This is a genomic window from Thermogemmatispora argillosa (assembly GCF_059696725.1).
Genome location: NZ_AP019377.1, coordinates 4,406,092 through 4,425,103 on the forward strand (window position 1 = coordinate 4,406,092; position 19,012 = coordinate 4,425,103).

Annotated in this window: 18 protein-coding genes; 11 read left to right on the forward strand and 7 right to left on the reverse strand. The window is 58.4% G+C overall.

Features of this window, described 5'->3' with window-relative positions; genetic code table 11:
* The first annotated feature begins 320 nt into the window (after nt 1-320).
* The 4 genes from moeB (at nt 321) to AC6H1L_RS17320 (ending at nt 3,420) form a co-directional block, all read left to right on the forward strand.
* Entirely contained in the window at nt 321-1,499 is a 1,179-nt protein-coding gene (gene moeB / locus AC6H1L_RS17305) for a molybdopterin-synthase adenylyltransferase MoeB (RefSeq protein WP_497598721.1), read from the forward strand.
* Between the two features lie 266 nt (nt 1,500-1,765).
* Nucleotides 1,766-2,047 carry a MoaD/ThiS family protein gene (locus AC6H1L_RS17310; protein ID WP_497598722.1) on the forward strand — a complete coding sequence of 94 codons (282 nt, stop codon included), beginning with the start codon at nt 1,766-1,768 and terminating at the stop codon, nt 2,045-2,047.
* A gap of 15 nt (nt 2,048-2,062) precedes the next feature.
* Nucleotides 2,063-2,998, forward strand: coding sequence for a PLP-dependent cysteine synthase family protein (locus AC6H1L_RS17315; RefSeq protein ID WP_497598723.1), 936 nt, complete (start codon nt 2,063-2,065; stop codon nt 2,996-2,998).
* Entirely contained in the window at nt 2,992-3,420 is a 429-nt protein-coding gene (locus AC6H1L_RS17320; protein ID WP_497598724.1) for a M67 family metallopeptidase, read from the forward strand. The genes AC6H1L_RS17315 and AC6H1L_RS17320 overlap by 7 nt, the downstream gene beginning before the upstream one ends.
* Nucleotides 3,421-3,539: 119 nt before the next feature.
* On the opposite strand, the gene AC6H1L_RS17325 is transcribed toward AC6H1L_RS17320, so the two are convergent.
* The 5 genes from AC6H1L_RS17325 to AC6H1L_RS17345 all read right to left on the reverse strand — a co-directional run bounded on the left by AC6H1L_RS17325 (nt 3,540) and on the right by AC6H1L_RS17345 (nt 7,988).
* On the reverse strand, nt 3,540-4,211 hold the full coding sequence (locus tag AC6H1L_RS17325) for a phosphoribosylanthranilate isomerase (RefSeq protein ID WP_497598725.1): 672 nt from the start codon (nt 4,209-4,211) through the stop codon (nt 3,540-3,542).
* 93 nt (nt 4,212-4,304) lie between these two features.
* A complete protein-coding gene (locus AC6H1L_RS17330) occupies nt 4,305-4,940 on the reverse strand; it encodes a VIT1/CCC1 transporter family protein (protein WP_497598726.1) in 636 nt (211 codons plus the stop codon).
* Between the two features lie 93 nt (nt 4,941-5,033).
* Entirely contained in the window at nt 5,034-5,480 is a 447-nt protein-coding gene (locus tag AC6H1L_RS17335) for a Fur family transcriptional regulator (RefSeq protein WP_497598727.1), read from the reverse strand.
* A 339-nt stretch (nt 5,481-5,819) separates the two neighbouring features.
* Entirely contained in the window at nt 5,820-7,340 is a 1,521-nt protein-coding gene (locus AC6H1L_RS17340; protein WP_497598728.1) for an MFS transporter, read from the reverse strand.
* A gap of 168 nt (nt 7,341-7,508) precedes the next feature.
* Nucleotides 7,509-7,988, reverse strand: a complete 480-nt coding sequence (locus AC6H1L_RS17345; protein ID WP_497598729.1) for a MarR family winged helix-turn-helix transcriptional regulator — start codon at nt 7,986-7,988, stop codon at nt 7,509-7,511.
* A gap of 184 nt (nt 7,989-8,172) precedes the next feature.
* On the opposite strand from AC6H1L_RS17345, the gene AC6H1L_RS17350 reads away from it, so the two are divergent.
* The 3 genes from AC6H1L_RS17350 to AC6H1L_RS17360 all read left to right on the forward strand — a co-directional run bounded on the left by AC6H1L_RS17350 (nt 8,173) and on the right by AC6H1L_RS17360 (nt 12,109).
* Nucleotides 8,173-9,408: an NAD(P)/FAD-dependent oxidoreductase gene (locus tag AC6H1L_RS17350; RefSeq protein ID WP_497598730.1), complete on the forward strand. Its 1,236-nt coding sequence runs from the start codon at nt 8,173-8,175 to the stop codon at nt 9,406-9,408.
* A gap of 602 nt (nt 9,409-10,010) precedes the next feature.
* On the forward strand, nt 10,011-11,492 hold the full coding sequence (locus AC6H1L_RS17355; protein WP_497598731.1) for a hypothetical protein: 1,482 nt from the start codon (nt 10,011-10,013) through the stop codon (nt 11,490-11,492).
* Nucleotides 11,493-11,761: 269 nt separating this feature from the next.
* Nucleotides 11,762-12,109, forward strand: coding sequence for a hypothetical protein (locus tag AC6H1L_RS17360; protein ID WP_297166321.1), 348 nt, complete (start codon nt 11,762-11,764; stop codon nt 12,107-12,109).
* 104 nt (nt 12,110-12,213) lie between these two features.
* Here the strand turns inward: AC6H1L_RS17360 and AC6H1L_RS17365 are convergent, their stop codons facing one another.
* Nucleotides 12,214-12,888 carry a response regulator gene (locus tag AC6H1L_RS17365; protein WP_297166318.1) on the reverse strand — a complete coding sequence of 225 codons (675 nt, stop codon included), beginning with the start codon at nt 12,886-12,888 and terminating at the stop codon, nt 12,214-12,216.
* Entirely contained in the window at nt 12,885-14,021 is a 1,137-nt protein-coding gene (locus AC6H1L_RS17370; RefSeq protein ID WP_497598732.1) for a HAMP domain-containing sensor histidine kinase, read from the reverse strand. Before AC6H1L_RS17370 ends, AC6H1L_RS17365 begins: the two co-directional genes overlap by 4 nt.
* Nucleotides 14,022-14,992: 971 nt before the next feature.
* On the opposite strand from AC6H1L_RS17370, the gene extP reads away from it, so the two are divergent.
* The 4 genes from extP (at nt 14,993) to AC6H1L_RS17390 (ending at nt 18,607) form a co-directional block, all read left to right on the forward strand.
* A complete protein-coding gene (extP, locus tag AC6H1L_RS17375; RefSeq protein WP_497598733.1) occupies nt 14,993-15,814 on the forward strand; it encodes a selenite/tellurite reduction operon b-type cytochrome ExtP in 822 nt (273 codons plus the stop codon).
* A 217-nt stretch (nt 15,815-16,031) separates the two neighbouring features.
* Entirely contained in the window at nt 16,032-16,571 is a 540-nt protein-coding gene (locus tag AC6H1L_RS17380) for a cytochrome b family protein (RefSeq protein WP_052888330.1), read from the forward strand.
* 39 nt (nt 16,572-16,610) lie between these two features.
* Nucleotides 16,611-17,315 carry a QcrA and Rieske domain-containing protein gene (locus AC6H1L_RS17385; protein WP_297164863.1) on the forward strand — a complete coding sequence of 235 codons (705 nt, stop codon included), beginning with the start codon at nt 16,611-16,613 and terminating at the stop codon, nt 17,313-17,315.
* A 311-nt stretch (nt 17,316-17,626) separates the two neighbouring features.
* Nucleotides 17,627-18,607 (forward strand): c-type cytochrome, encoded by a 981-nt coding sequence (locus AC6H1L_RS17390; protein ID WP_497598734.1) that lies wholly within the window; start codon nt 17,627-17,629, stop codon nt 18,605-18,607.
* The last annotated feature ends 405 nt before the right edge of the window (nt 18,608-19,012 follow it).

A 19,012-nucleotide genomic window follows, 5' to 3' on the forward strand; every position in this document is an offset into this window, starting at 1 on the left:
TCGTCTGGCTCTGGCCTTCCTTTCTTGCTGAAAGAGGCTGGGGCCTTCCTGCCTGAAGCCAGGAGCCAGCTAGCTCCTCCCGCCTGTTGCTTCCCCTCATCGAGGAGGAGCTGGCTGGCTGGTCCCCATCTGGCCGGCATCGCGAGGAATAAAAGGCCCAGCTTCGGCTGTTATGTAACAATAAGAAATGTCGTGAAAAGGCTGACCCCTCCTCACCGATTAGCTCTTCCTTGACAGATCAAAAGAGCGCGTGATAGTCTGTCTTTAGCACGACGCGACAAACTCGATGAACATAGTCAACAATCGAAAGGTGTAGAGCGATGGGCGAAGCGTCCAGGGAAATCATGCGGCGCGCGCGCGAGCTAGTACCGGAGTGGACGCCCGATCAGGTACATGAGGCTCTCAAGCGCAAGGCGGAGGGGGCCCAAGATCTGGTCCTGGTTGACGTACGAGAGAAGCACGAGTGGAGCGAGGGCTACATTCCCGGTGCGCTGCACGTGCCGCGTGGCTATCTAGAGCTACAAATTGAAGAGGCGGTACCTGATAAGACAAAGCCGGTGGTGCTCTACTGCGCTGGTGGAGTGCGCTCGCTCATGGCGGGAGCCACCCTCAAGCAGATGGGCTACCAAAACGTCATCTCAATGGCTGGCGGCTTTGGTCAATGGCGCGCCCGTGGCTATGAGGTGGTGCAGCCGCGCACACTAGGAGAGGCGCAGCGCAAGCGCTACAGCCGCCATCTGCTTATTCCCGAGGTCGGTGAGGCGGGGCAGTTAAAGCTGCTCGACTCGCGCGTCCTCTTACTGGGCGCGGGTGGTCTTGGCTCGCCGGCAGCCTATTATCTGGCAGCGGCGGGCGTAGGCACCATTGGCGTCATTGACTCAGACGTCGTTGATGAAAGCAATCTCCAGCGGCAGATTCTGCATAACGTCAGTCGCATCGGCAAGTACAAGGCCGAGTCGGCACGCGAGACCATCGAGGCGCTCAACCCTGATGTGAAGGTCATCACATACGTTGATCGTCTCGATGAAACAAATGTTGCGCGTATTATCGCCGACTACGATGTTATCATCGATGGCACCGATAATTTTCCGACGCGCTACCTGCTCAACGATGCGTCGATCATCGCCAATAAGCCGGTAGTGCACGGGAGTGTCTTCCGCTTTGAGGGGCAGGTCACAGTCTTCAAGCCGCACGAGGGGCCGTGCTATCGCTGTCTTTACCCGGAGCCACCTCCGGCCTCTCTGGCCCCAAGCTGTGCTGAGGCTGGCGTACTGGGCGTCCTGCCTGGCGTGATCGGCCTGCTGCAGGCGGTGGAGACCATCAAGCTGCTGCTGGGCATTGGTGAGCCGCTAATTGGTCGTCTGCTGACCTACGATGCCCTGGCTGGCGAATTCAATGAGCTGAAGCTCTATCGTGATCCACAGTGCCCGGCCTGTGGCGAGAACGCGCATCCAGAAAATCTGCCGACCTACGCTGATATCTGTGCCGTCTCGGCTTGATGGGCTGCTGCCAGCGAGGCATGTGCTTGCTGTTCCAGTAGCGCGGAACAAGTGGCTTAGCAGTAACCCGCTACAGCCAGCGGCACTCGGCGGGCCCCATTGGCATGCAGGGAACAGGCCAGCGCTGGCGCAGGCGGGCGTCCTGGTGTGCCTGCTCGCTCGCGCTAGCGCTCTGTTGCTCTGCTAACTTGGTGAGTGAGCAAGGGCTAATGGTAGAGGAGCGGTGGCACTATCTGATCCGAACAGAAAGGAGTAGGAAGGAAGCTATGGCAACAGTGCAGCTTGCCCCAGTCTTACGCGCAGCGGTTGGGGGAGCCAAATATGTCAAGGCCCAGGGGAGCACCGTGGCGGAAGTGCTGGCGGATCTCTATCAGCGCTATCCCAGCCTGAAAGAGCAGATCCAGCCGGAGGAAGAACTCAGCCGCTTTCTCAATATCTATGTCAACGATCAGGATGTGCGCTACCTCCAGGGCCTGCAGACAGCAGTGAATCCCGACGATACAGTAATCCTGCTGCCCGCGATGGCTGGCGGAGGCCAGGAGGACTAAATAAGGAAAACCATCATGCGCTATAGCAGCATACTGGAGACCATTGGCAATACGCCGCTGGTCGAACTGAAAAGTTTCAGTCCGCGACCGGGCGTGCAGATCTTCGCCAAGCTGGAAGGGGTCAACCCCTCTGGCAGTATTAAGGACCGCATCGCCAAGCGCATGATCGAGGAGGCTGAGGCCAGCGGCAAGCTGGCACCGGGCTCGATCTTGCTAGAGCCTACGAGCGGCAACACTGGCATTGCGCTGGCGATGATTGCGCGGGTCAAAGGGTATAAGTTCGTTGCGGTGATGCCCGATAACGTGACGCGCGAGCGTCGCCAGTTGCTGGAACTCTATGGCGCGGACATCATCTTTTCGGACGGGTCACAGGGGAGCAATGGCGCTGTGCGCTTGGCGCAGGAGCTGGCGCGCCAAGATGAGCGCTACGTGATGCTCTACCAGTATGGCAACTCGGCTAACCCTGATGCCCACTACTATGGGACAGCCGTTGAGATCATCAACGATCTGCCCGATCTCGACGTGTTTGTGGCTGGTCTGGGAACCGGGGGAACCCTCACGGGGAATGCACGCCGCCTGAAGGAGCATAACCCTGCCATTCGGGTAGTAGCTGCCGAGCCTATGCAGGGGGAAAGCGTCCAAGGCTTACGCAGCCTGGGAGATGGCTTTGTCCCGCCAGTACTGGACCTCTCTCTGCTCGACGCGCGCATTCTAGTCTCAGGGATCGACGCTATCCGGCGCACGCGCCAGCTCAAGGATCAGGAAGGCATCTTTGCCGGCCCTTCTTGCGGCGCGGCTCTGCATGCAGCCTTACGTGTGGCTGCCAGCATGGAACACGGTAAGATTGTGGTGATCCTCGCCGATGGCGGCTGGAAATATCTCAGTGAGGATCTTTGGACGCGCGACCTGGGCGCGCTGGAGGAAGATCTGGAGAATAAACTCTTATGGTAGCAGAAACCTTTGTTGTGCGTATCCCCCGTACAATGTATGCGGAGATGGTGGCCCATGTCACCGCCGGCTATCCCAATGAAGCCTGTGGCCTGCTGGCCAGCAAGGATGGTCGGGTGGTGAAGAACTACCCGACCCCGAATGCGGCCGAGCACCCAGATGATTTCTCCGAGATCTCTTCCCAGGACTTGCTGCGTATTGCCAACGACATCGACACCTATGATGGGGAGATGTTCGCCTACTATCATTCTCACCCGCGCAGCGAGGCCTACCCTTCTGCTCGTGATATTGAGTGGGCCAAGCGCAATGGCCTCTACTACATTATCTTTTCGCTACAGTACCATCCTGAACCTCCCTACGCGCGCGTTTTCTCCATCAAGGCCGATGGGAGTGTCAGTGAGGGCAAACTAGAGCTAATTGATTGATCGAGGCTGGCAAGCGAGTGGGGGGCTGGTTAGCCGGCGATTGCTTTGCGCTCGCTGGCGCTCCGTTTTGTCGGCCCCCATCCTTCCGGCCTGGTGCCTCTCAACGTGCCAACCTGCCCCTACAAGCCAGAACGCTCAAGCTGCCTGAAAAAGCGCTCTAACTTGTGAGGGTCAAGGCGGCCTTCCGTGCGCACCGAGCTACAGAGATCGAGGCCGAAGGGAGCAACCTCCTCAATAGCAGCGCGCACGTTCTCGGCGCTGATGCCGCCTGCCAGAAAGACAGGAATTGGAACCAGCTCGCGGATGCGCCGGCTAATCGTCCAGTCATGCACCTGACCAGTGCCACCGAGGATTTTGACCGGCAGGTCGGGCCGGCCCGAATCGAGCAGCAGCGCATGGACAAAAGGAGCAACCTCCAGCGCCTCTTCTATGGCTTCTGGGCCGCGGACATGGATCACCTGCACCAGGGCGATACCAGGCAGCGCCTCGCGTAGGCGCTGATGGCTTCCTGGCGGCAGGCGATCAACGAGCTGCAGCGTATTCGTGCGGCAGCGACGCTGCTGCTCAATGATCGCCTCAACGTCCTGTAGACTGGTCAGCAAGAAGGAGGCGATGGGCGGAGGAATAGTATCCGCAATCTCAGCGATCAGCGCTTCCGAAATGACCCCTGGTCCGCTCGGCATCTGCGAAACCAGGCCCAGGGCAGCGGCGCCGTAGCTGATCGCCAGTCGTGCCTCCTCCTTACTACTGATGCAACAGATCTTCACACGTGGTCTCTGTACAGGCTCCATCGCTAAGGCTCCTTGTCTTGGCTGTGAGGCACTCTTCCTGAGAAAGGGGCCTACCAGGCAGCTCGCGCCTGGCCTGCTTGAGCGAGCGCCGGCTCAGGCGTTCCCGAAGAAAAGAGCTGCCAGAAACACCAGTATACCACTCCCGATAACCTGCACAATAGAGACCAGCCATTTCGTGCCAAAGTAACGATGACGGATAGCGGCGATAGCCAGCAGCTCGGCGGCAACCACCAGATAGGCAGTAGCCAGAGCAAGCTGCAGATGGGTGATCAAGAACGGAAGCGTATGCAGCGAGCCACCCACAAACGTCATCAGACCCGTAATGGCGCCGCGAATAATGGGGCTACCGCGCCCGGTCAACACGCCATCGTCCGAGAGCGCCTCTGAAAAGGCCATGCTGATCCCTGCGCCCGTCGCCGCGGCCAGTCCGACCAGAAAGGCGGTGAAAGGTCGGTGCGTCGCGAAGGCCGTAGCGAAGATAGGAGCCAGCGTAGAGACGGAGCCATCCATCAGCCCGGCCAGACCTGGCTGAACCACGCGCAGTAAGAAGTGGCGCGAATCCGTATTCTTGGTAGCGATCCCGCGGAGAATCTCGGCCAGCTCTACCTTCACCCGCTCGAATTCCGAAGGTCGCCGCTGTAAGACCTCCTGCACGTCTGATGTCATCTCCTCCTGTACGGTTGTTTCATTGTCCGCTTGTCGGATCTCGGCCTCCGAATGCTGTGGCATAAAAGGACTCCCTACCATGCCTGTAATCGATTGATCCAATTCTCGAACCTGCGGGATCAGCACCGGATGAGCTGAGGCTAGCGAGGCTAGCGCTCATTCAAGCTCAGCCGCCTCCGGCGGTGGCTCCCTTCGTCTCACCTGCTCTGTCTGTGCCTTCTGGCGACAAGCGGCGCACTGGCCATAGAGCCGCACCTCATGAGAATGCAGCTCGATCCCTGCCGCCTGGGCTGCCATACGCAGCGCCTCCTCCGAGAGGCGCACATCAACAGGCAGATCGAGGAGCGCCCCGCAGGTCGTGCAGATCGCGTGGTCGTGACGCTCGATGTGCCCATCATAGCGACAGGCTTCATCGCTGCGCCCCAACTCGCGAATCAAGCCCTGCTGCGCCAGGCTGTGCAGAATACGGTACACACTCGCCACCCCGATGCGAGGACGCACCTTGCGCACAGCCTCATAAATCTCCAAGGCGGTCGGATGATTATGGCTGCTGCGCACAGCCTCCAAAACCGCCTGAGCGTTGGCGTTGAGCGTCTCCTTCATAAAAGTCGTCGGTTTCCCCAGACCCTGACATTAGGGTCACCTAATAATGATAATCATTCTCAGTATTCTGTCTCTATTGTAGACCCAGAGAAGGCTCTTGTCAAGGGAAACGTCCTCCTTCACGGGAATGCGCCAGAAGGAGTGATCGCTGCGAAGGCACGAACGAGCAAGCCGAGGCAAGAGAGAGAAAGAGAAAACAGCAGAGAGGTAACTAAACAACCGGCTGGGGAGCTGGCCTAGAAGGAAGGCTCTACCGGGGAGACCAACCGCAGGCCAGCAGGAAAAGCTCCCTAACCCAACCGGTCATCAGCCATCGCTATTGCGTTGATATCTGCATATTTAGCGATGTGCAGGGCGTAAAGCAGCCACCAGCATGGCCACCAGGCTCAGGACAAACGACACCAAGAAAGCCACATGTAAGCCGTGCATAAAGGTAGCCAGAGCCGAAGGAAACTGGCCCATACCGCCGCCATAGACAAAGACCTGCATCACAGCCTGCATTGGTACCCCCTTCAGGGCCAGGGGAAAGACAATCGCAATACTGAGCATCTGGCCAGTATTATTGAGCATGCCCAGCAGCCCGGCGGCGGCCCCGCGCTGGTGGGGAGGAACCGAGCTCATGATGGCATTAGTATTCGGCGAGACAAAGAACCCGGAGCCACCCCCCATCAAAGCCATGTAGAGCGCAAGCAGCCAGAACGGCGTGGTTGGAGTAATCGTTGTCAAGCCCAGCAGGCCAAGAGCCGAAACGGCCAGGCCGATCGGTGTCAAAATGCGGGACCCAATATAGTCCGAGAGCCGGCCACTCAGCGGGCCGATGATCATAAAAGCGGCCCCGAAGGGAGCAAGCATCAACCCGGCGGTCAGCGGATCTTTCCCATAGGGTCCCTGCAGAAAGAAGATCAACAGGAAAAGCACAGCCCCGCGAGCAATTCCATTTAGCAAACCGCTCAAGCTGGCCATCGCAAAGAGGCGCTCGCGGAAGAGCTGGATCTGCACAATCGGGGCTTTCATGCGCGGCTCAATCAGCGCAAACAGGAGCAGGCTCACCAGCCCCACCACCAGAATAGTCAGAGTAGCTGCCTCGCCCAGCAGCGGGAAAGCCACCATCGTCAGAGCCAGCAAGGAACCAAAAAGACCCACCGCCAGCGTCAGGCCGCCAAGCCAGTCGATGGGAGTCTGACGAGCGGGACGCACTGGCTCGCGCAGGCGCCAGATGCCCCAGAGCGTGCCAAAAGCAGCCAGAGGGACATTAAAAAGGAATACCCAGCGCCACGACCACTCGGTCAGCAACCCCCCAATAATGGGGCCGATTAAGAAACCTGCCGCCCCGGCGATCTGATTAATACCCAGGCCCAGGCCAACCTCGCCCTTGCGAAAGGCATCCGTCACAATCGCTGTGCTATTGGTCATCAGCAAGGCGGCCCCGATCCCCTGAATCAGACGACCTGCTACCAAATCGGCACCGTGAAAGAGCGGCTGGGCCAGGCCTGCGACCAGCGAGCCGAGGGCAAACAGCAAAAAGCCGCTATTGTAGAGGCGCTTGCGGCCCCAAATATCGGCCAGGCGACCAACGATAGGGGTCAGGACAGTCAGCACCAGCAGGTACCCCATCAACGTCCACATAATCGTAAAGAACGAAGCCTGCAGCTCCACCAGGATCGCAGGCAAGGCGATCAGCAAGGCCGAACCTTGAATAGAGGCCAACAAGGCGCCCACAGTGGTCACTGATAAGGCTGTCCAGCGATAACTATCCTTCTGGTTGCCGGCCTGAGCCTCAGCGGGAGCCACCATCTGCTCGTGAACAGTGGCCATCTCTGGCGTCAAAGGCGTCGAAGAAGACTCCGAAGAAGCCTGCATAATAAAACCTTTCTTCTCTCCTTTTGGCTAAAGTACCTGTTGAGGGAACGAGACAATAATAAAAGGAGGAGAAATCACGCAAAAAGAGCGAAAGGGCTGGAAGCCAACGAAACAGAGTGAACAGGCGCTTGCAGCAGGGTGAGAGAGCGTGTGGCAAACAACCCCTCATCAACCCTCGATGAGGCGGCGCAAGGCGGGAAGCGCAGCGACGAGACGTTCGCGCTCAGTCTCACTCAGGCGAGCCAGGCGGCGCTCGAGAGAGGCCAAGCGGCCACGATCGTACAATTGAACCAGGCGTTGAGCGCGAGCCGTTGGCTTCACCCAGACGGTGCGCCAGTCGGCCTCATCGCGGCTCCGTTCAAGGTAGCCCTGAGCCTGCAAGCGCTTCACCATTGCCGTCACCGTTGAGGGCGTCACCCCGAGCTGGCGGGCCAACTCCTGCATCATACAGCACTTGCGCTCAATGAGAATGCGCAAGAGGCTCAACTGACCGCTCGTCGTACGGATCTCCGAGAGATCCTCACGGTCAGGCTCAGCCAGAACCTCGGAATTGAGCGCGTCGGCGTGCATCTGGCGCAGCACCTTGGGGACAATATCCAGCAGCTCCATTGCCAACGCTGCGCTATCGTCCAGCGAATCCGGTCGCATGGTCGCTCCTTACTTACTTTGACAATCTAATTATATGATAGGCAAACTAGCGAAGCAAGTAAAGGGAAGAAAGCTGCCACAGCAGAGCTGACGGCAGAGTCCAGTAGCAATTTTGCCTGAACTATGCTAGAATCGCCCATGATACAGAGACCAGGAAAACCATCGCAGGCAAGGAGAACGGCATTTGGCAACGCACGACAAACGGTACGTTATCATTGGAAACGGGATCGCCGGCACCACAGCCGCCGAGACCCTCCGCAAACTTGATCCGAACTGCAGCATCCATCTCATTACGAACGAGCCTTATCCACTCTACAACCGTGTCTCATTACCGCGTTTCCTGCAGGGAGTGCTGCCAGAGCAGAAAGTAATGATACGTGACTTTGCCTGGCATGAGCAGCGCCGAATCTGTCTATTGACCGAGACCCTGGTAACAGAGGTCAACACAGATGAGCGCGTTGTCGTAACGGAGAGCGGGCAGCATTTCCCCTACGATGCGCTGCTGATTGCAAGCGGGGGGTGGGCCAAACCGCTGCAGGTGCCGGGGGCTGCCGGCACGAAACACATCTACAACTTTGTCACCCTGGATGACACGAAGACTATTATAGCGCGCATCCTCGAATCGCGCACAGCGCTGGCCTACGGTGGCAGCTTCATCTCCTATGAGCTATGCGACGGCTTTGCCATGCGTAAGCTGGAGACGACCTGGCTCATGCGTGGACCGTACTGGCTACGCAACTGTCTTGACCCCGAAGGAGGGGAAATTGTCGACGCCATCGCCAGACGTTTTGGCGTCAATGTCATTCACGGTGACGAGATTAGTGAGGTGGTCGCACGGGATGGCGTGCCGGCCTACGTCAAGACGAAGCAGGGGCGTGAGATCCAGGCGGACATCATCGGGGTAGGGTTAGGCATTACTCTCAACACCTCTTTCCTCAAAGGCACGCCTATCGAGGTGCGCACGGGGGTGGTAGTGAACGAGTACCTGGAAACGAATGTGCCGCACGTTTATGCCGCCGGCGACGTTGCCGAGTTTTACGATCCGACGATTGGCCGTCACCATACGATGGGGACCTGGGATAATGCCTTAGCGCATGGCCGCATTGCTGGGATCAACATGGCTGGTGGCCATGAGCCATATGTCGATGTTCCTACCTATACTAGCCCACTCTTTGATGTCAACATCGCTGTTATTGGCACTGCCGAGTCGAACAATCCCGAGCTAGAGAGTGTCTCGCTGCGTGAACCGGGCGAAAAGGGCCATGAGAACTACCGCAAGCTGTTTTTGCGTGACAACAAGCTCGTTGGGGCGGTGATGATTGGCAGTCCCAAAGGTCGCAAAAAGCTTGTCGAGCTGATCAGAAATCAGCAGGTGCTGGCCAGTCCTGCTGAGCGCGAGGCGGTCCTGACCCTGAAATAACGCTCCTTTTGGGCTATCGCGCTTGACGAAACTGGGCTGGTCGGGTACCGTAGGTACCATCAAGTATTGTCAGACTCGCCAACTCGGGCAGGTCGTGATTACGCGCCGGAGCGAGCATATGCAGGAGGGAGTTCGTGGCCGTTTTCTGTCCGCATTGTGGCAAAGCTTTGCCCAGAGAAAATGCACGCTTCTGCAATAATTGTGGTCGGTTTCTGCCTCCGACGAAGCACTCTGCTCCTTCCATTACCACTAGTGGGGAGTTGCCCCCCGAGGGTTCTCTACTAGCTCAGGAGCCAGGTAGCAAGGTGCCGACTCCTGGGAATGTGCCGCCGCCCTGGTTAGATCAATTGGATCGGGAGGTGGCTAGTCGCCGCTGGAGGACCCCACGCCGTGACTCGCTTGAGCGTTTTCCCGACCTGCCTCGGGAGACGGCAACTACTTTTCAGGCCGATGCGTCAGGCTCATCTGGAGGCTCGGCCTCCGTGCAGTCAGATGCTGGGTCTGGTCCTTCGCTCTCAACGTCGCCTGCCTCGTCTCGGTCTGACCCGCATGCTGAAGAGCAGGAGTCGCCTCCTCTGGAGAGCCAATCAGAGACTGCAGCGGTGGCGGAGGCCTGGCGTCGGGCCTGGCTAGCAGATGCTCCGACCTCGGCGGTCCCCGCAGCGCGCTCTGAGCCAGCTCAGAGCGAGGGTGGAGCGGAAGGGGGAGCGCGTTCTACCCGTTCGTTTTCCCCGCGTGAGTTGCATGTGCGCGTTTGGGAAGAGAATGAGACGTTGATTATGCCTCAGCCGGACAAGACCAGTGAGGCTGAGACGCAGCAGCTACCAGGGGCGGCTGCGCTGTTGGAAGGGGGGCCCCAGGCCGATAGGGTTGCGACTTCTACCTCGTACGAAGGTGAACCGCCGCAGAGGCCTGTCCTGGCGCCGGAGCCTACGGCCCAAGTTACGACAGAGGATCTACGGGCTGGTCTGCAACGTGACCAGGATCAGCAGGCTCTTGACGATCTTCCCACAATGCCGCTCAAGGCCAGTCCTGGGCCCGGGCTGGTGATCGAACGGGCCTCGACGCCCCGTCCTCCGCAGTTGCAGAAGCGTGGCATAAGCAAGGAGCCGGAGATCGCCGAAGCTGAGCAGAAAAGTCCTCGCTCCGGCGCCGGTGGTATTGATGAGCTCGACACCATGCGGCTCGCGGTCCAAACTCCGAGCTCGGGGCAGGAGGCAGGCTTGCGGCGCTCCCAGCCCGTTACGCCTCTCCCAGCCTCTCCGATTACGCCCTCGGGCTGGCCGGCTTCCTCGCCGGCTGGAATGCGAGAGACGCCCCTCTTTGGGAGACCAGCCGCGGGAGCCGGGGCGGGGGCGCCCTCCTTCATGACACCGGAGACCTCTGGCTGGAACAGCGGCGAGGCCGGGCGGGCATCGCAGGGAGCCGCTGCCTCTGTTCGCCAGTGGGAGGCCGAGGAAACCGCGGCTCTACCGCAGGTGGAAAAGTCCCCTGCAACACTCACCCAGCGATCAACTGCACCCCAGGCGGATGCTCCACGGAGACGCAGACGACCGCTGGCCGTGGTGGCTCTCATCCTGGCTTTGCTGCTCATCAGTGGCGGCTTAACCGCCTGGGTGGTCGTTTACCAGCCTTTTAGCGTCCCGCTCATTACTCAGCCTCTACGCGCGTTTAGCGATCAGCGTCTCGGGATAGCGCTCTCCTACCCGCAGGGGTGGAGCTATCAGATCGATTATCAGAAGGGGAAGGTTACCTTTAGTGACAGCACGCACACAGGACAAATGGTGATCCTGGTGGCGCCGGCTGGTGAACAAGACCTATCCCATTATCTCCAGAAGGAGGCGGGCCAGATAGGTCTGACAAACGCCAAGCCGGAAGCCTCCCTAACCTTCGGAGGCGCAAGCTGGCAGCAGCTGCGAGGAACAGCGACCATCGCGGGCGCCAGTTATACAGAAACTCTGCTAGCCACCACGCATGCGGGGCACCTCTACACATTTATACAGCTTGCATATCAAAAAATCTACACAGATGAAGAAAAGCAGATCTTTGCGCCGGTGCGTGCCTCCTTCCGCTTTCTGAACTAAGTGTAGACGGGCGAGACCGGCGAAACTGGGGAGGCTGGCTTTGCGTGGAAGAAGTGATCTGTCTATCCCCTATCGCGACGGAACTATGTTATAATGTGCGCGATATCCGGTGCTGGCCTATTCCCCCCGGGGATAGGTCAGGTACCGGGAGACGGGATAGCGGATAGCTCCCCATGCTTCACGATCGACGGACAGTGTGGCGTAGATCTGGTGATCAGAAAGGAGGGCGTGGCGGTAGAGCCCAGCCGCCGCGCAGACCTGGCAGGCTTATGGAAGACATTCGTTTCGAACGACACTTCCGCACACCCTACTCAGAAGGCTATTACATCATGCAGGGTAATAGCCTGCAGAACAGCACACGCCTTGGTACCATTGACATCCATTTCACCACAACGGCGGTGCACGGTACCCTGATCCTTGAACGCGAGCTGGAGGAGGCTGAGCTGACCAAACTGATCGAGCAAATCGATGAAGATCTGGTCCTTTCAGCGGACATGCCGCGCGACGACTTTCTGGTGAGCGTCTACGTCGGCAGAGATGTCGGCTTCTACAGCGATGAGTATTTCGCCGGGGAGGGTGAGCGAGGAGCCGACCTCAGCGATGAGGACGAGGTATAAGGTGGTGGCTGCTGGCCCCTCCTCGCCGCTGCCCTGCAGGGAGGCTCACACGGTAGCCAAGCCGATAGATCTCGCTGGGCGGGCGGGATTGACACGCCGCGCTGCTAGTCTTCCAGCAAGCCGCGCCGCATCGCATACTTGACCAGCTCGGCGCGGCTATGTAGATTCAATTTGTCCATAATGTGGGTGCGGTGTGTGTCAACGGTCTTGGGGCTGATAACGAGCCGTTCGGCGATCTTCGTATTGGTATAGCCCTCAGCCACCAGCTTGAGAATCTCCCGCTCTCGCTCAGTCAGGCTCTCGTAGCTATCCTTCTCCTCACCGGCGCGCACACGCTGGAGATAGTCACCCACCATAACCGATTGAGCCACCGGCGAGAGATAGACCTGGCCATTCTGAATGACATGCAGCGCCGAAATCAGGTCTGTATCGGCGGCCTCCTTCAGCATATACCCGGAGGCTCCTGCCCGTAGGGCCTGGAAGATATACTCATCATTCTCGTGCATCGTCAGAATGAGCACCTTGGTCTCAGGCACCTGCTTTTTGATTTGCCGTGTGGCCTCGATTCCACTCATATCGGGCATGGTGATATCCATCAGCACAATATCGGGCTGGAGGCGAAGCGCTTCCTGGAGGGCCTGGCGGCCATCCTGCGCTTCGCCGACCACCTCCATATCGGGCTGAGCATTCAGCATCATCTTCAGGCCAGCGCGCAGAATCGTGTGGTCATCGGCCAGGAGAATACGAATCTTTTGCGAGGCTTTGGTTGTCGTAGTCATACCTTCACCGGACCTCCACGCGGTTGCTTCTCTGAAGGCGTCAACTCAGGGTAAGTGACAGGCGCAGCGTCGCTCTGGCGCAAAGGCAGGCGCACCTCGATCGTTGTTCCCTCGCCAGGACGCGACTTAATCTCCAGGGTGCCATCAAGAAGAACGGCCCGTTCCTGCATGCCGGCCAGACCTAGCCCGCGTTCCTGGCCCGGCGTTTTCATCAGGGCCTCGACATCGAAACCGCAACCATTATCGCTAATCGTAGCGTAGACGGCTCCTTCCTCCTCCCGCAAGACAATAGAGACCCTGGTAGCATTGGCATGGCGGGCGGTATTGGTCAGAGCCTCCTGGACAATGCGATAGAGCACGGTCTCCATCTCAGCGGGTAGCCGACCCTTAAAGCCTGTGGCCGAAAACTCGACCTCGATGGAACACTTTTGTTGATATTCTTTAATATACCAACGTAAGGCCGGCAGCAGTCCCAGGTCGTCCAGCGCACTAGGGCGCAGATCAATACTCAGATTACGGATGGCGCGCAACGTCTGATGAGCCAGATTGCGCGTATCGGCGATGCGCTCGCGGGCCTCGGGGCTGGTCACCGACTTCTCTAAGATCGCCAGACTGATCAGCAGGGAAGTGAGCATCTGACTGGTTTCATCATGCAACTCACGAGCGATGCGCTTGCGCTCCTGCTCCTGAGCATTGATAATCTGCGTCGAACGCAAGCGCGAAGCCTCATCAATAGCTTCAAGCATCACATTGAAGGTAGCAGCGAGCTGATCAGCCTGGGGATCAAGCCCGGTCAGAGGAGCGCGCAGAGAGCGCTCACCCTTCTGGACCCGGCTCATGACCTTGCCGAGATCCATTAGAGGCCGAAAAGCGATCTGCAGCAGCAGGAAGTTCAGGGCCACACTCACCAGCCAGCCCACTGTAATAAAAATGATCAACGAGGTAGGAGTCGCCAGCCCTTGTCGGCTATCATTCAAATGGGAGGCCAGCCAGGTGCCGCCGGTGGCGCCAACAAAAATGATTAAGCTATTAGCAATCAGAACTTTATAGAAGATAGGCAGGCTCAGGAGGGGTCTCAGCAGCCGTGGCCAGCTCTGCACCCCCGACCCGGCCAGGGTAGTCTTGCGCTCCATAGCTCTCGAACCTCTCTACGCTTGGCAGAGAAAAGCCTCCCTCCTCTTTTTTAATTGTAGCGTTGGGGGGCTTGCCTGTCAAACCAGAGCGTGCTGAACCCTCTCTACCCTCTCTTTCTCTGCTTCTCATCTAAATGCCAAAAAACATGATGAATGTATTCCTAATTAAATAACAATGAATATCAGCTTGGTTTTTTTGGATACTCCCGCGCTGATGGTAGCCGCTGGTTGCGCAGCAAGGTGGCAGCGCATAGGCTCCGCCGGCGCAGTAGTGAAATGGCAAGAGCAGCCTAGAATCAGGTATTTACCTGATGCTCCCCTCGGGTTCCCATGCTATAATCTTCCGGGTAGCAAAGAAACCTCCCTACTGGCCTTTCTGCCCAGAAGACAGGCAGAATCTTCTCTGGAGAGAAAGGACAGAGAAGGGATCACCTGACTTAAGGGGCTGGAACGAGCAAAGCTCATCGAACGGAGCATAATCCAGGGATCAGAAGGGCGTGAGCGAGCTAGCGACTGGCAAAATCAGGTAAACACCTGATGCTCTCCTCAGGAGAACTCTGTAATCTAACAATGAAGGCAGAGAAAAACCAGCTTGTTCCCAACAGAGAGCCGGGGAGGGCTAAGTGAGCATAGGGCAGACAGGGAGAAGCGTGGGGGCGGAAGAACGGAGAAGCCAGCCTGTCACCTGCCTGACTAAGCCTTACCCATCTGGCGTCGGCGCAGCCTCTTCCTACTGAGAGAGGAGAGGGAAGGCCGGGCCGGGCCAAGAGCATACCACCGACCCTCGTGGGGAGGGGTACTCAGGGGGAGAGCCGGTGTGGTATAATCTGCCACGCAGCTGAGCGCCCATCTTCCGTCTCGCTATGCTGTCAGGCCCCAGAGGAATTGAGAGGCAGCACGCTAGGAACCTCTGGGCGGGAGCTCAGATGGTTGTCACGCTCGCTGAGGGATGAGAACAGGAGGAACTGTGTGTGAGTTCACTACCTGAAAAGAAGAGCTTGCTCGACATCATCACGCAGAAGATCGTGACGAGCCAGCTCTGGCGATCGATATTCCGCCACGGCTACCCGGACACCCCACTCAACCAATCACTGGTGATGATGGGGAATGTCTTCCTGCATCTGCACCCGGTGAAGGTAAGCCGCCAGGCTATGAAGATCACATACACCTGGTGTATGGGAGGAATCTCCTTTTTCCTCTTCCTGGTGCTGACCCTGACCGGGGTCTTTCTCATGTTCTATTATGTCCCTGAGACCCACACGGCCTATCAAAACATCAACCAGCTCAGCAGCGCGGTCTCCTTTGGCCATCTGGTGCGCAACATGCATCGCTGGGCGGCCCACTTGATGGTCGTCTCCGTGACGCTGCACATGATCCGCGTCTTCTATCATGGGGCCTATAAACCGCCGCGTGAATTCAACTGGGTTGTGGGTGTGGGCCTCTTCTTCTGCACTCTCTTCCTGAGTTTTACTGGCTATTTGCTGCCGTGGGACCAGATCGCCCTGTGGGCTATCACTGTAGGAACAAACCTGGCTCCCTACACGCCGATTCTGGGGCAGCCAGTCTACCAGGTGCTGGTAGGTGGCCCCGCGGTCGGCCAGGCAACGCTGATTCGCTTCTATGTCGGGCATGTGATCTTGCTGCCGCTGGCTACAGCTATCCTGCTGGCAGTGCACTTCTGGCGCATCCGTAAGGATGGTGGAGCGGCAGGACCGCCGCCGCCGCCACGGCGTGAGCTAGAGGCTCGCCTGGCAGAGGCTGAGCAAGGGCTGGCGCGAACGGCTACGCGCTAGGTAGGCTAGCCCTTGCTCGCGAGGCGAGGGAGTGGCCTGGGCGGCACTCCTTCGCGGCCTAACAAAACCCGCTCAGGGATTAGAATAGCAGCCGTTGCCGCCTCTGGCTGGCTACCTACCCGCCCGGTCAGTGGCCGCTTGGAGCAACCCGGCTGGTCGGGTCGGGTCGGGTCGGGAGAAGCCACGCTCAGGGATTAGAAGGTGAGAGGATACGACAATGGCAATCGAACAAGAGCCGAAGGTACAGACGCAAGCAGCGGCAACCCAGCGGCGCTATCGCACGCTGGCGGTAGTGAGGCAGGAAGCCATCACGCGCGTTGAAAAACCGCTGGAGGACTCGGTCTTTGTCTGGCCTCATTTGCTGGTGCGGGAGTTCTTTGCCTCCACCATCGTGATGGTCATGCTGACCTTACTCTCGGTGGCGATCGACGCGCCCTTGCGGGAGCCAGCGAATCCGAACGTCACGCCGAACCCGGCCAAGGCTCCCTGGTACTTCCTGGGCTTGCAGGAGCTGCTGCACTACTTCCCACCAACGACTGCCGGTGTGCTCATCCCCGGGCTGGTGCTAGTGGGGCTGGCTTGCCTGCCCTACGTGGATCGCAATCCCAGCCGTGCCTACGCAGACCGCAAGATCGCCATCGTGACCTTCACGATGTTTGTGGTCTTCTGGGCCTGTGTGACTCTGGCCGGGAGTTTCTTCCGTGGCCCCGGCTGGGTATGGTATTGGCCCTGGCAAGGTCTCTTCTTTGACCTGTAGGGAAACTCTGGGAAAACGGAAGGAAAGGATCTGTTCTCTATGAGTATGGATTTCCCGCCGCGGGATGTAGATAAGCCACCCTTGACACCGCAGCAGTACGAGGTGCTCCACGGCGGCGGCGCGGAGGCTGCCGAGCTTGCCCGGCAACGCCTTTCGCGCCGGCGCTTTCTGCGCCGCGCCACGCTGGCGGTCTGGGGCCTCTCGGCGACTACTGCGGTGGCCGGGGCGTTGAATATGCTCTATCCGAATCTGGCTGGCCAGTTCGGCTCAGCGCTTAATGTAGGCAATAAGAGCGATTTTCCTGCCGCTAAGCCCTCTGAGGCCAAGCTCGATCAGGCTGCCGTCTTCTATCGCCAGGAGGCCAAAACCTATGTGATTCATCTGGCGAAGGACACGCCTCTGCTGCTCTCCGGTCAGGCGCTGAGCGATCAGCTGGATTCGGAGTGGATTGTCAAGGATAGCGATGGCTCGTACTGGATAGCGCTCTATCAGCGCTGTGTCCATCTGGGCTGCACGGTGCCTTTCCGTGATGACTGCGTAAGCTTTAAGTGCCCGTGCCACGGCTCGCACTATAATGTCGATGGCGAGTTCCTCGATGGCCCGGCGCCCCGCAGCCTGGATCGCTTCCGCATTCTCTTCCAGGGTGAAAGTGTGATCGTGGACACGTCTCAGCTGAACAATAAGGTTCAGCATCCCGATGCGTCCACGCGCCTGATCCCCGAGCCGACGATTGCCTGCGCCTGATGCTTGCTTACTTGCTAGCTTGCTTTCTCTCCCCCGGCCTCGCGCCTGAGCGGGCGGACAGGTGGGTAGCGGGTAGGTAGATAAGTAAAGCAGGTACCAGGCGCGGACTAACCTGTCTGCAGTGGGACTGCCGCGGCTTGAGGTCAGTGGCTATGCTTGGCTCGCTTTGCTGCCTGCCCGGTCCCACTGGTCAGTGATTGGCTCTGGTCAGCAAAAGGAAGATACCGCCCGCCTGCCTTGGCGTGGGTCCCTGGTGGAAAGCGGGTGAAAAGAGCAAGCACACAGGAAAAACTCTTGGAAAGGTAGAGCTTATGATCAATCCTGTCCAGGCAGCTATAGGCATTGTCGTGCTGCTGGTGACCGTTGGTGGCCTGCTCTATCTCTTTTATTCGCGTACCAATGCGGTTGAAAAGAGTGGCTATGGGGCGCTGATAATGCTCTCCTTGATTACGCTGATGATCCCTGTCTTTTGGATCATGGAGAGCAATGGCCAGGCGATGGCCAAGGCCCAGCAGCATCAAACTGCCCTGGAGCGCGGCGCTGAGCTTTATGCTCAGTACTGCTTCCAGTGTCATGGCACCAAGGGCCAGGGGCGGGTCGGCCCCAGCCTGAATAATAATCCCCAGGTCAATAAGTTGAGCGATAACGATCTCCTGCGCATTATTAGTGCAGGTATCTATAATACGAATACCAATCAGCTCAATGTGGCGATCATGCCAGCCTGGAGCGAGGATTATGGGGGCCCGCTGACCAACATCGATATCCAGTACCTCTTTGAGCTGATCCGCTCGTCTGATCCTGATTATCTGAAGGCCAATGGTCTGCCGGCGGGGAACGGCTTCGACCAGGTGCCGTCTCTCATCCAGAAGAACAATCCGACGGCCTATCAGACGGCGGTGGCGCAGGAGAGTGCCGGACAATTTGGCAACCCGGTCGATCTGACCTCGAAGAAGAACATCACGATCGATATCGTGACCTCGCCCAGTGGGGCGAGCTGTTCACCGGCCTGCTATGATCCCATCTATGTGAAGGTGAAGGTTGGGACCACAATTACCTGGGTCAATAAGGATACGCAGGCCCATACGGTCACGGCTCTGCAGACAGAGGATCTGAACAATAAGAAGATCGCCTCTAATATCTTCGACTCTGGCCTGTCGAAGCCGATCCTGACCAATGGCACCTTCACCTACACAGTGACGATGGATGCCTATAATCTGAATAAAGACCATAAGGTCTACTACTACTGCCAGTACCATCCAAGCATGGTAGCTGTACTGCTCATCGTGCCCTAGTCATGGAACATGATGAGGGTACGAGCGGCCTGCTTGGCCTGGCTGCCGGCCTCATCTGGCTCTGCGCTCCGACCGTTGCCCTTTTGAACCAGGCTGAGGTGAGGCTGAGAGAGGGCGCGGGCTATAGGCTGGCAGCCACGTGGGTGCTGGGACAGTAGATACGCCTCTGCTTCAGCGCAGATGTGCGTGAGAGCGTCTTTTGCCGTGCAGGCAGCCGGCAGCACGTCTTAGGAGACGGGAGCTGTGGAGCGAGCGACTGGATGGCTCTGCCTGCTTGCTCGCTGATCATCCGCAGGGAAAGCTCTCTGCAGACTTGCTGCTTCTGGCAAAAGGCGCTCTGATCAGAGCGGGGCTTCGTGCCCCATAGCAAGCATGTCGCCGCAACTGTTTGTGGTACATGTCGTT

Coding starts and splice junctions, on each gene's coding strand:
- AC6H1L_RS17365 (WP_297166318.1), bottom strand. CDS start 12,888: ATGACTACGACAACCAAAGCCTCGCAAAAGATTCGTATTCTCCTGGCC.
- AC6H1L_RS17310 (WP_497598722.1), top strand. CDS start 1,766: ATGGCAACAGTGCAGCTTGCCCCAGTCTTACGCGCAGCGGTTGGGGGA.
- AC6H1L_RS17320 (WP_497598724.1), top strand. CDS start 2,992: ATGGTAGCAGAAACCTTTGTTGTGCGTATCCCCCGTACAATGTATGCG.
- AC6H1L_RS17345 (WP_497598729.1), bottom strand. CDS start 7,988: ATGCGACCGGATTCGCTGGACGATAGCGCAGCGTTGGCAATGGAGCTG.
- moeB (WP_497598721.1), top strand. CDS start 321: ATGGGCGAAGCGTCCAGGGAAATCATGCGGCGCGCGCGCGAGCTAGTA.
- AC6H1L_RS17390 (WP_497598734.1), top strand. CDS start 17,627: ATGATCAATCCTGTCCAGGCAGCTATAGGCATTGTCGTGCTGCTGGTG.
- AC6H1L_RS17360 (WP_297166321.1), top strand. CDS start 11,762: ATGGAAGACATTCGTTTCGAACGACACTTCCGCACACCCTACTCAGAA.
- AC6H1L_RS17340 (WP_497598728.1), bottom strand. CDS start 7,340: ATGCAGGCTTCTTCGGAGTCTTCTTCGACGCCTTTGACGCCAGAGATG.
- AC6H1L_RS17315 (WP_497598723.1), top strand. CDS start 2,063: ATGCGCTATAGCAGCATACTGGAGACCATTGGCAATACGCCGCTGGTC.
- AC6H1L_RS17380 (WP_052888330.1), top strand. CDS start 16,032: ATGGCAATCGAACAAGAGCCGAAGGTACAGACGCAAGCAGCGGCAACC.
- AC6H1L_RS17335 (WP_497598727.1), bottom strand. CDS start 5,480: ATGAAGGAGACGCTCAACGCCAACGCTCAGGCGGTTTTGGAGGCTGTG.
- AC6H1L_RS17330 (WP_497598726.1), bottom strand. CDS start 4,940: ATGCCACAGCATTCGGAGGCCGAGATCCGACAAGCGGACAATGAAACA.
- AC6H1L_RS17370 (WP_497598732.1), bottom strand. CDS start 14,021: ATGGAGCGCAAGACTACCCTGGCCGGGTCGGGGGTGCAGAGCTGGCCA.
- AC6H1L_RS17385 (WP_297164863.1), top strand. CDS start 16,611: ATGAGTATGGATTTCCCGCCGCGGGATGTAGATAAGCCACCCTTGACA.
- AC6H1L_RS17325 (WP_497598725.1), bottom strand. CDS start 4,211: ATGGAGCCTGTACAGAGACCACGTGTGAAGATCTGTTGCATCAGTAGT.